A 10,395-nucleotide genomic window follows, 5' to 3' on the forward strand; every position below is an offset into this window, starting at 1 on the left:
CTCGCCGCCGACGGCCGCCTGTGGGTGGGCACGGTGGGCGCCGGCCTGCGCTGCCTCGCCACGTGCGGCGCGGTAGCGGCCCAGGCCGGGCCCGCCGGGCTTGCCAGGGGGGGCAGCGGTTACTATTGTGCCGCTAAGTAATCGTGCGCAAGTACGCGCGGAACAAAAACCGATCATCAGCGCGCAGCGAAACACCTCTCCAGTTGACTAAATCAGGGACTACTGCCGCAATAGAGATACTTCGCTGCGCGCTGCATGGCGTTCAATTGCTAAGCTGTGAGTGCTCCTCCAAAACGTACTATTCGCCCCTCCTGACCTTTGATGATCCACCTATTTCACCCCGCCGCCCGGCCGCTGTTTTCACTCCTTAAAAGCGCCGTTGCGCTGCTCGTGCTCCTGCTGCTGGCGGGGCCCCTGCGGGCCCAGGCACCCGCCAGCGTGGTGGGCTACGGCTGGGCCCGCAACGCGGTAAATACCGTCGTGTTCCGCAAAAACTCGCTGGTGACGTTTAAGAACGAGCAGTTTACGGCTTTTTACGATTCGGTGGGGTACCTCGTGCTGGCCAAGCGCACGCTGCCCCAGGGCCCCTGGCAGGTAGAAAAAACCACCTACCGCGCCCACGTCGAAGATGCCCACAATGACATCAGCCTGATGGTGGACGGCGCCGGCTACCTGCACGTGGCCTACGACCACCACAACAACCGGCTGCACTACAACCGCGGCCTGCGCCCCGGGGCCCTGGTCCTCACGCCCCTGCTGCCCATGACCGGCCAGCAGGAAGACCAGGTGAGCTACCCCGAGTTCTACCGCTTTCCCAGCGGCGACCTGGCGTTTCTGTACCGCGCCGGCGGCTCGGGCAACGGCAACCTGGTGATGAACCGCTACGACGCCAAAACCCGGCGCTGGACGCGCCTGCACACCGTGCTCCTCGACGGCCAGGGCCAGCGCAACGCCTACTGGCAGGCCGCCATCGACGCGCAGGGCACGTTTCACCTTTCGTGGGTGTGGCGCGAAACGCCCGACGTGGCCACCAACCACGACCTGGCCTACGCCCGCTCGCGCGACGGCGGCCGCACCTGGCAAAAAAGCACCGGCGAAGCCTACGCCCTGCCCATCACCGCCGCTACGGCCGAATACGCCCTGCGCATCCCCCAAAAAAGCGAGCTGATCAACCAAACCTCGATGTGCGCCGATGCCCAGGGCCGGCCCTACATCGCCACCTACTGGCGGTCAGCGGGCAGCGCCGCCCCGCAGTACCAGCTGGTGTACCACGACGGTAAAAGCTGGCAGGTGAGCCAGGTAGGGCAGCGCAGCGCGCAGTTCAGCCTAAGCGGCGGCGGCACCAAGAAAATTCCCATCGCCCGGCCCCAGGTGCTGGTGCGCACCCGGGCGGGCACCACGGCGGCCTACGTGGTGTTCCGCGATGCCGAGCGCGGCGACAAGGCCTCGCTGGCCACCTGCCCCGACCTGGCCCGCCCCCAGTGGGCCGTGCAGGACCTCACCACCACCGGCCTCGGCAACTGGGAACCCACCTACGACACCGAGCGCTGGCAGCAAAGCCAGGTGCTGAGCCTCTTCATCCAGCGCACCGGCCAGGGCGACGGCGAAACCCTGGAAGCCCTGCCCGCCCAGCCGGTTTCCGTGTTGGAGTGGACGCCGTAGGCCCGTAGCAGTGGCGCGGCTAGTGCGCGCAGCTGCCCAGTCGCCGAACGGTCTGCAACGGGGTCTTTGGCCGCGCCCACCTTCGGTTGCAGTCCGCGGCCCTCGCTTCGTCCTGCCGATTACCACCAGGCTGCCCGGCAGCGATGCGAATTACAGTTGGCGGCCGGCGCAGCTAAAAATCCGCGCTGCAAAGTGCAGCCGCTGGGGGCCCTGGCAGTGGCCATTAAAAGTTGTGGCTAACGACTTGGCCGTGGGGCCGTATAAAGACGCGTTAGTAAACACCTCTTTCCAGACAACATGGACAATTCCCTGAATTCCAAGCCTGCCGACCAGGCCGTTGACAAAGCCAATGACTTGGTCGACCAAACTAAAAACGCCATTTCTGACAGTTCAGTGGCTGATTTGATCGACAAAGTGCCGGCTTCTATTAAAGACGCCAGCGACAAGGCCGTAACTGCCGCCAAAGATGCCCGCGACAAAGCCGTAACTGCTGCCAAGGATGCCAGCGACAAGGTTGTTACTGCTGCCAAAGACGCTCGCGACAAAGCCGTTACTTCTGTTAAAGAAGCTAGTGACAAGACTGTCGAAAGCTTCAACTCGCTCAGCAATACCCAGAAAATAGTGGGTGGGGCCCTGGTGGCCCTGGGCCTGACCTACTTGGTAGCCCCCAAGAAAAAAGGCAAAGACAAGCGCAAAGCCGCCGCCCTCGACCAGCTGCTGCTCTTCGTCAACGACCGCATCGAAGGCTACAAGCGCGCCGTGGCCGAAACCACGAACGCCGATTTGCGCGGCTACTACGAGCTGCTGGTGGCCCAGAGCCAGCAGTTTTCGAGCACCCTGAACACCTACCTCAAGAAGGTGGGCGGCAAGCGCGAAACCGGTACCACCTTCAAAGGCAAGCTCTACCGCAAGCTGATGGATGCCCAAGCCCTGGTAACCGGCCGCGACGAGAAAGCCATTCTGGCCGCCAACCTGTACGGCGAACGGTGGGCCATCAAAGCCTACAAAAAAGCGCTGCGCCGCAAAGCCCTCAAGGGGGAGATGCGCGACGCGGTGCAAAAGCAATTCGGCCAGTCGAAGAAAACCTACAAGCACCTCAAGGAGCTGACCAAGCACCAACGCTAGTAGACCTTACCTAAAAAGAGCCCCCGGCACGACCAGTACACTGGTTGCGCCGGGGGGCTTTGTTAGCGGGCAACAGTTGGCTTATCAGCGCTGGTCTAAAACGGGGTGGTCCGGCGACTTTTTCGGTCGCGACCACTCTGACGATTGCTCGAAGCCGCTGTTTTTTTAGTGAGAGTGGCCCGACGACCGAAAAAGTCGCCGGACCACCCCGTTTTAGACCAGCGCCAGTTTACTTAGGCAAGTAGTTGATAACGAGAAGAAAGCGCAGTTTCAGGATCGTTGCGCCCGGCGCTGTAAAACGGAGTGGCACTCCGTTCTCGTGCGGACGCCTAACGGAGTGCCACTCCGTTTTACAATCCTTCACACTGACCTAAAAATTAAGCCAATGCCTAGCCCTCGGCGCGGAGTACTTCCAGCGGCGGGCGATTCAGCACGTCGCGGCTGTTGAAGAGGCCGATGGCCGCCGTGAGGGCCGCCACGCCGGCCGCTAACCCCAACAGCGGCAGCAGGTTGGGCGTGTAGGGCGAGTCGAATACCCAGGTGGCCAGGGCCCAGGCCGCCAGCACCGACAGCAGAATGCCGGCCAGCGAGGCCAGCAGGCCCAGCAGCGCGTACTCAACCAGCGTGATGCGCAAAATCTGGCGGCGGCTGGCCCCGAGAGTGCGCAGCAGCACGCTTTCGCGCACGCGCTGGTAGCGGCTCACCACCACCGAGCTGGCCAGCACCAGCAGGCCGGTGGCGATGCTGAAGCCCGCCATGAAGCGCACCACGAAGGAAATCTTGCTCAGAATGTCGTCCATGGTTTGCAGAATCAGCCCCAAATCGAGGGCCGACACGTTGGGGAACTGCTTCACCAGGGCTTGCTGCACCGCGCCCAGCGCCGCCGTGTTGGGCGTGCGCGTGAGGATGACGTGGAACTGCGGGGCCCCCTCCAGCACGCCTTTGGGAAAGAGCACCAGGAAGTTGGTTTGCACCCGGCTCCAGTCCACCTCGCGGGTGCCGCCCACGATGGCCACCAGCGGGGCCCCTGCACGTTGAAGGTGAGCGTGTCGCCGAGTTTCAGCTTGGCCCGCTCGAAGTAAGAGTTGTCCACCGATACGTAGGGCGTGCCGTCGGGCCCGGCGGGGGAGGGTGCCAGCAGTTAGCTTCTCGCTGGGGCTCAGCGTGTCGCGGTACGTCACGCGGTACTCGCGCGACAAAATCCAGGTTGGGATGCCCTTGCCGCCCGCGGTGTCCCGCTTTAGTTGCGTCACCGTGCGGCGGTTGATGGCCGAGAGGCGCATCGTGACGATGGGCACGCGCTGCACGATGGGCAGGCCGCGCTGCGTGAGCAGGGCTTCCACGCCGGCGCGCTGCTCGGGCTGGATGTCGTAGAGCACCAGGTTGGGCTGCTTGCCCGAATCGGCGGTGGCCACGCGGCTCAGCAGCAGGCCCTGGGTGAGGTAGAGCGTCGCCAGTAGGAAGGTGCCCAGGCCGATGGATATGATGAGCGTAAGCGTCTGGTTTTGAGGGCGGTAGAGGTTAGCCAGCCCCTGGCGCCACACGTAGCCCCAGCCGCCGGGGAAGTAGCGGCGCACGGCCCACGTCAGGGCCCAGCCGAGGCCGGCCAGGGCCCCCAGCGCCGCCGCCAGCCCCGCGCCGAAGCCCAGGGCCAGCTTCCACTCGTGGGTTTGCAGGTAGGCAAAACCCAGGATGCCCAGCGCCAGCACGCCCAGCACCAGCCCGCGCAGCGGTCGGGCGCGGCCGTATCGGCCTCGAACGCGGCGCGCAGCACCCGCAGCGGCGCCACCCGCCGGATGCTCAGCAGCGGCAGCAGCGCGAAGAGCACCGCCAGCCCCAGCCCTGCGCCCACGCCGGTGGCAATGGCTGGCCACGACACGCCCACGCGCACCGCCACCGGCAGAAAATCGCCGAGTACGCGCGGCAAAATCGCCTGCACCCCGGCCCCCAACGCGGCCCCAATTAGGGCCCCCAGCAAGCCCAGCCCAGCCGTCTGAATTAAGTAGATAAGCAGCGCCTGGCGGCCGCTGGCCCCTAGGCAGCGCAGCACGGCCACGGCAGCCAGCTTCTCGCGCACGTAGAGGCTGACCGTACTGGCCACGCCCACGCAGCCCAGCAGCAGCGCCACGAAGGCCACCAAACTTAGGTAGCGCGTGAGGTCGTGGAAGGCGCGGCCGGTGCGCTGCTGCCGGCTGGCCACGGTGTCGGAGTCGATGTTGGCCTGGTCGAAACGGGTTTCGAAGGGCTTGATGAGGGCCGCCACGTCGGTGCCCGCCTTGAATTGAAAATACTGCCGGTACTGCACCCGGCTGCCGCGCTGCACCAGCCCGGTGGCCGCCACCAGGGCCCCCGGCACGAACACCGTTGGGGCCACCGCGCTGCTCAGGCCCGATTGCCCCGGCGTGTGCAGCACCTTGCCGACGATGAGCAGGCTGAGCCGCCCCACCCGCACCGAGTCGCCCACCCGGGCCCCGAACTGGCTGAGCAGCACATCGTCCACCAGGGCCCCGCGGCCGGCCCGGAAGGCCGCCACGGCCGCGCGCGGCTGCACGTCCCAATCGCCATAATAAGGGAAGCCGCCCGTGATGCCGCGCACCTGCGCCAGCCGCACCCCCTGCACCCGCGGGAACTGCACCAGCGAGCCAAAGGCTCGCTCCTGCGCCTGCACCGGGCTCAGCCGCCGCAGCGCCGGCACCAGCGCCGAGTCGAACGGCTGGCTGCTGGAGAGCACCAAATCGGCCCCCACCAGCTCGCGCGCCTGCTCATTAATGCTGCGCGCCAGGTTGTCGCCAAACGAGTTGATGCCCACCAGCGCCGCAATGCCCAGCGCCACGCCGGCCACAAACAGCAGCAGGCGGCCCCGGCCGCGGCGGCTGTCGCGCCAGGCCATGCGCAGCAGCCAGCCCCAGCCGGCCGCGCCTTCCGCGGTGGGGGCCCTATGCACGGGCTTGGGCGTTAACGGGTTGGTTGCGCACGTCGTCCTGCACGGTGCCGCCGCGCACGCGCAGCGTGCGCTGGGTGCGGGCGGCCAGCTCCAGGTCGTGGGTCACGAGCACGAGCGTGGTGCCGGCCTCGCGGTTCAGCTCAAAGAGCAGGTCCACCACCGTGTCGCTGGTGTCGGGGTCGAGGTTGCCGGTGGGCTCGTCGGCGAAGAGCAGGGCCGGGCGGTTGGCGAAGGCGCGGGCCAGGCTCACGCGCTGCTGCTCGCCGCCCGAGAGCTGGGCCGGGTAATGGTGGGCGCGCTTGCCCAGGCCCACGCGTTCGAGCAGGGCCTGGGCGGTGGCGGCGCTGCCTTTTTCGCCGCGTAGCTCCTGCGGCACCTGCACGTTTTCGAGGGCCGTGAGGGTGGGCAGCAGCTGGAAGTTCTGGAAGATGAAGCCCACGTGCTGGTTGCGCACGGCGGCGCGCTGGTCCTCGCTCAAGGTATCAAGCTGAATGCCGTTAAGCCACACGCTGCCCGAAGTGGCGCGGTCGAGGCCGGCGCACAGGCCCAGCAGGGTGGTTTTGCCCGAGCCCGAGGGCCCCACAATGGCGAACGTGTCGCCGGCCGCTAGCTCAAAACTGACGCCGTGCAGCACCGTGAGCGGTGCGCCCCCAGCGCTGGGGTACGATTTGGTGAGGTTTTCGACTTTAAGAATGCTCATTGCGAACGAATTGCGAATTAGGGGAGGGCCCCGGGGCCCTAATTAGGGTAGACGCGGAAGCGGGGCGGATATTTGATACCAGAACGTCATGCCGAGCGCAGCCGAGGCACTCGCGTGCTGAACCAATCCAATCGATTCGTTCAGCACGCGAGATGCCTCGGCTCGCTCGGCATGACGGCCTACTTGCATCCTGCTCGCACCCACCGCCCTCATAACGCCCGGGGCCCCCGCATCGTTTGAGGACCGGCGCAAACTTTCGCCCAACGCCTCGACTTTCGCTCCAAACCTTGCCCATGAAATTGCCGCTTCCGCTGGTTGCCGCGCTGCTCGCCCTCGGGCTGGGCGCGTGCAACTCCAATGCCCCCGCCGAGAAAACATCCGCTGCCGCCGCCGGGGCCCCCGCCGCCGCGCCCGTGGCCGATACCAAAAAGCGCATCCTGTTCTTCGGCAACAGCCTCACCGCCGGCCTGGGCGTCGACCCCGAAGAGGCCTTCCCGGCCCTCATTGGCCAGAAGCTGGACTCGGCCAAGCTGAACTACGAAACCATCAACGCCGGCCTGAGCGGCGAAACCACCGCCGGCGGCCGCAGCCGCGTGGGCTGGGTCCTGCGCCAGCCGGTATCGGTGTTTGTGCTGGAACTGGGCGGCAACGACGGCCTGCGCGGCATTTCCGTTAGCTCTACCCGCGAGAACCTGCAAGGCATCATCGACACGGTGCGGCGCCGCAGCCCTGGGGCCCAAATCGTGCTGGCCGGCATGCAAATCCCGCCCAACCTGGGCCAGTCGTATACCAACGATTTTAAGAATATCTACCAGGAAATCGCCGACAAGAACAAGGTGGCGCTCATCCCGTTTCTGCTCGTGGGTGTGGGCGGCGACCCCAAGCTCAACCAGAAAGACGGCATCCACCCCACGCCGGCCGGGCACCGCATCGTGGCCCGCACCGTGTGGCACACGCTGCAACCGTTGCTGCGGTAGTTTTGGTGCTTGGGAATCAGCTAAACGGTCATGCTGAGCGGAACGAAGTGAAGTCGAAGCATCTCCTCCGCAGCAGTAACCATTGAATGGTAAGCGGGAGAGATGCTTCGACTACGCTCAGCATGACGTGCTGTTTTGAGTGGTTCCTAATTTAGGAACCACTCTGTTAAACGATGTTTAGGTTTGAATACAAAACGGCCCAACCCCCAAGCACCAAATCCCAAGCACCAAATCCCAAGCACCAAATCCCAAGCACCAAATCCCAAGCACCAAATCCCCGCCATGGCCATCCCCGTCCTCGAAACTGCGCGGCTGCGGCTACGCGGCCACCACCCGGCCGACCTCGCGCCGTTCGTGGCCATGTGGCAGGAGCCCGATTTCTACCGCTACCTCGCCGGCCGGCCGTTGCCCGAGGAAGAGGTGTGGACCAAGATGCTGCGCCACCTCGGCGTGTGGGCCCTGTACGGCTACGGCTACTGGGCCGTGGAGGAAAAAACCACCGGCCACTTCATTGGCAACGTGGGCTTTGGCGAGTGGCAGCGCGCCGTCGAGCCCTCCGTGAAAGGGTGGCCGGAAATGGGCTGGGTGCTGGCCCCGCACACCCACGGCCGCGGCTACGCCACCGAGGCTACCCAGGCCGCCCTGGCCTGGGGCGATGCCCACCTGCCCACCCCGCGCACCGTGTGCCTCATCGACGAGGCCAACGCCCCCTCGCGGGGCTTGGCGGCCAAGCTGGGCTACCAGGAGTTTGCCCGCACCCAGTACCACGGCTGCGATGTGCTGCTGCTGGAGCGGCTGGCCCCGTCGTGAGGCTTACTCAGAGGCTATTCAAATGGAAACTGTCATGCTGAGCTTGCGAAGCATCTTATTAGGACAGAACAGGTCGTTCAGCAGTGATAATGTTCTTCGCAGGCTCAGCATGATATAAACCTATTCAAGAGGCTTATAATCACTAAATCACCCGCAGGCCGTCCACGTCCACCTCGTCGCGCAGCAGTTCCAGGTGGCGGTAGGCGAGGGGGCGGCCGGCGTCGGTGCTGAGGCCGGGCAGGGGGCCCCGGGCCGCGTCCAGGGTAAGCTGGGTAAACCAGTGGGCCCCCAGGCGGATGGCCACCGGCGGGGCCTGCTGCGGGTCGTGCGCGGCCAGGGCGCGGTCAATTTCGGCCAAAACGGTGCTGCTCACGGTGCTGCTCATGGCGGGCCAACGGGCAATAAATGGAAGCGGCAAGGTAGGGCCCCACCCGGCAAAAATCAGCACCCCCCGGGGCCCCAAAGGCCCGCCTGGCCGCACCCGCTACCTTTGCCCCATGACCGCACCCGCTGCCCCCGCCGCCCCCAGCCCCGACCCCGCCGCCCGGCCCATTGGCGTTTTCGACTCCGGCATCGGGGGCCTCACCGTGGCCCGCGCCGTGGCCCAGCGCCTGCCCCACGAACGCCTGGTGTACTTCGGCGACACGGCCCACCTGCCCTACGGCGAGAAAAGCACCGCCGCCATCCAGGCCTATTCTATCAAAATCTGCGACGTGCTGCTGCGTCAGCACTGCAAGCTCATCCTCATCGCCTGCAACTCGGCCTCGGCCGCGGCCTACGAGCTGGTGCGCGAATACGTAGGCTCCAAGGCCCTGGTGGTGGGCATGATCGACCCCGTGGTGGCGCACGTGGGCCGCCACTACGCCGGCCGCCCGGTGGGCCTTATCGGCACCAAGCAAACGGTGGGGTCCAACCTCTACCGCAAGAAAATCGACGAGCTCGACCGCGGCGTGGACCTGCACGCGCTGGCCACCCCGCTGCTCATTCCCATGATCGAAGAGGGCTACTTCGACGGCCGCGTGTCGGCGGCCATCATCCACGATTACCTCGCCCACCCCACCCTGCAAGGCATTGATGCCCTGGTGCTGGCCTGCACCCACTTCCCCCTCATCAAGCCCGAAATAGACGCCTACTACCAGGGCCGGGTGGCCGTGCTCGACCCCTCCGCCGTGGTGGCGCCACCGTGGCCGAGGCCCTGGCGGCCCGCCAGCTGCTGGCCGCGCCGGCCGCCGGGGCCCCACCGGCCCACCACTTCTACGTGTCCGATTTCACCCGCTCGTTCGAGGAAAGTACCCGCATCTTCTTCGGCCAGGAAGTGCAGCTGGAGCACTACCCGCTCTGGGAGTAGGGGGTTGTGTGGGGAAGAGTACATTCGCCCCATGCTCCTGACCATCACCACCACCTACCAGCCGGCCACCGACCTCGGCTACCTGCTCCACAAGAACCCCGCGCGCCTGCAAAGCGTGGAAGTGGCCGGGGGCCAGGCCCACGTATTCTACCCCGAAGCCACGGCCGAGCGCTGCACCGCCGCCCTGCTGCTCGACCTCGACCCCGTGGGCCTCGTGCGCGGCCGGGGCCCCAGCGGCGAGGGTTTCGCCCTGGAGCAGTACGTGAACGACCGGCCCTACGTGGCCTCGTCGTTCCTGAGCGGGGCCCTGAGCAAGGCCTTCGGCACGGCCATGAACGGCACCTGCAAGGACCGACCCGACCTGCCCGCGCAGGCCCTGCCGCTGGCCGTGAGAGTGGCCGTGGTGTCGGCCCCGGGCCCCGATTGGCCGCGCCGCCTCTTCGAGCCGCTGGGTTACGAAGTCGCCATCGAAACCACGCCGCTCGACCCCACCGTGCCCGCCTGGGGCGACAGCCGCTACTACACCCTGCACCTGCGCCACAGCGGCCTGCGCCTGCAAGACGTGCTCACCCACCTCTACGTGCTGCTGCCGGTGCTCGACAACGACAAGCACTACTACATCGGGGAGAACGAGGCCGAGAAGCTGCTGCACCGCGGCGCCGGCTGGCTGCCCCAGCACCCCGAGCGCGGCTTCATCACGCGCCGCTACCTGCGCTACCTGGCCGCCTACGTCAACCCCACGCTGGCGCGGCTGCTGGAAGGCACGGAGGAAGAATTGCCCGAGCCCGCGGCCCCCGACGCCCCCGAAACCGCCCGCCCCCGGCGCGCC

General features: G+C 66.3%; 9 protein-coding genes and 1 pseudogene. 6 read left to right on the plus strand and 4 right to left on the minus strand.

The genetic code is table 11. The features are described from left to right. Positions 1-321: 321 nt before the first annotated feature. Complete coding sequence (locus tag BEN49_RS06110; protein WP_083325822.1) at positions 322-1,662, plus strand: BNR repeat-containing protein; 1,341 nt, start codon at positions 322-324, stop codon at positions 1,660-1,662. Positions 1,663-1,959: 297 nt separating this feature from the next. Then, entirely contained in the window at positions 1,960-2,787 is an 828-nt protein-coding gene (locus BEN49_RS25390; protein ID WP_083325823.1) for a PA2169 family four-helix-bundle protein, read from the plus strand. Between the two features lie 389 nt (positions 2,788-3,176). On the opposite strand, the gene BEN49_RS30435 is transcribed toward BEN49_RS25390, so the two are convergent. The 3 genes from BEN49_RS30435 to BEN49_RS06125 form a co-directional block, all read right to left on the minus strand. Next, entirely contained in the window at positions 3,177-4,070 is an 894-nt protein-coding gene (locus BEN49_RS30435; RefSeq protein ID WP_317040404.1) for an ABC transporter permease, read from the minus strand. 302 nt (positions 4,071-4,372) lie between these two features. Further along, positions 4,373-5,677 (minus strand): ABC transporter permease, encoded by a 1,305-nt coding sequence (locus BEN49_RS30440; protein WP_317040403.1) that lies wholly within the window; start codon positions 5,675-5,677, stop codon positions 4,373-4,375. A gap of 46 nt (positions 5,678-5,723) precedes the next feature. Next, positions 5,724-6,431, minus strand: a complete 708-nt coding sequence (locus BEN49_RS06125; protein WP_070742161.1) for an ABC transporter ATP-binding protein — start codon at positions 6,429-6,431, stop codon at positions 5,724-5,726. 293 nt (positions 6,432-6,724) lie between these two features. Here BEN49_RS06125 and BEN49_RS06130 point away from each other — a divergent pair, with 293 nt between their 5' ends. Continuing rightward, the gene (locus BEN49_RS06130; RefSeq protein WP_070742163.1) at positions 6,725-7,408 is read left to right on the plus strand and encodes an arylesterase; all 684 of its coding nucleotides are present in this window, start codon (positions 6,725-6,727) and stop codon (positions 7,406-7,408) included. A gap of 282 nt (positions 7,409-7,690) precedes the next feature. Then, the gene (locus BEN49_RS06135) at positions 7,691-8,218 is read left to right on the plus strand and encodes a GNAT family N-acetyltransferase (protein WP_070742165.1); all 528 of its coding nucleotides are present in this window, start codon (positions 7,691-7,693) and stop codon (positions 8,216-8,218) included. A gap of 142 nt (positions 8,219-8,360) precedes the next feature. Here the strand turns inward: BEN49_RS06135 and BEN49_RS06140 are convergent, their stop codons facing one another. Continuing rightward, the gene (locus BEN49_RS06140; RefSeq protein WP_070742167.1) at positions 8,361-8,603 is read right to left on the minus strand and encodes a hypothetical protein; all 243 of its coding nucleotides are present in this window, start codon (positions 8,601-8,603) and stop codon (positions 8,361-8,363) included. Positions 8,604-8,715: 112 nt separating this feature from the next. Between BEN49_RS06140 and murI the strand changes: the two are divergent. Beyond that, positions 8,716-9,566 (plus strand): annotated as a pseudogene (murI, locus tag BEN49_RS06145) (glutamate racemase). A gap of 31 nt (positions 9,567-9,597) precedes the next feature. Beyond that, a partial coding sequence (locus BEN49_RS06150; protein WP_070742169.1) for a 3' terminal RNA ribose 2'-O-methyltransferase Hen1 occupies positions 9,598-10,395 on the plus strand: 798 nt, incomplete at its 3' end.

The sequence above is a fragment of the Hymenobacter coccineus genome (assembly GCF_001816125.1).
In the GTDB taxonomy this organism is placed as follows: domain Bacteria; phylum Bacteroidota; class Bacteroidia; order Cytophagales; family Hymenobacteraceae; genus Hymenobacter; species Hymenobacter coccineus.

Excerpts from the sequence above, each read along its gene's own strand:
- BEN49_RS06110 (WP_083325822.1), top strand. The coding sequence starts at position 322 with ATGATCCACCTATTTCACCCCGCCGCCCGGCCGCTGTTTTCACTCCTT.
- BEN49_RS25390 (WP_083325823.1), top strand. The coding sequence starts at position 1,960 with ATGGACAATTCCCTGAATTCCAAGCCTGCCGACCAGGCCGTTGACAAA.
- BEN49_RS30435 (WP_317040404.1), bottom strand. The coding sequence starts at position 4,070 with ATGCGCCTCTCGGCCATCAACCGCCGCACGGTGACGCAACTAAAGCGG.
- BEN49_RS30440 (WP_317040403.1), bottom strand. The coding sequence starts at position 5,677 with ATGGCCTGGCGCGACAGCCGCCGCGGCCGGGGCCGCCTGCTGCTGTTT.
- BEN49_RS06125 (WP_070742161.1), bottom strand. The coding sequence starts at position 6,431 with ATGAGCATTCTTAAAGTCGAAAACCTCACCAAATCGTACCCCAGCGCT.
- BEN49_RS06130 (WP_070742163.1), top strand. The coding sequence starts at position 6,725 with ATGAAATTGCCGCTTCCGCTGGTTGCCGCGCTGCTCGCCCTCGGGCTG.
- BEN49_RS06135 (WP_070742165.1), top strand. The coding sequence starts at position 7,691 with ATGGCCATCCCCGTCCTCGAAACTGCGCGGCTGCGGCTACGCGGCCAC.
- BEN49_RS06140 (WP_070742167.1), bottom strand. The coding sequence starts at position 8,603 with ATGAGCAGCACCGTGAGCAGCACCGTTTTGGCCGAAATTGACCGCGCC.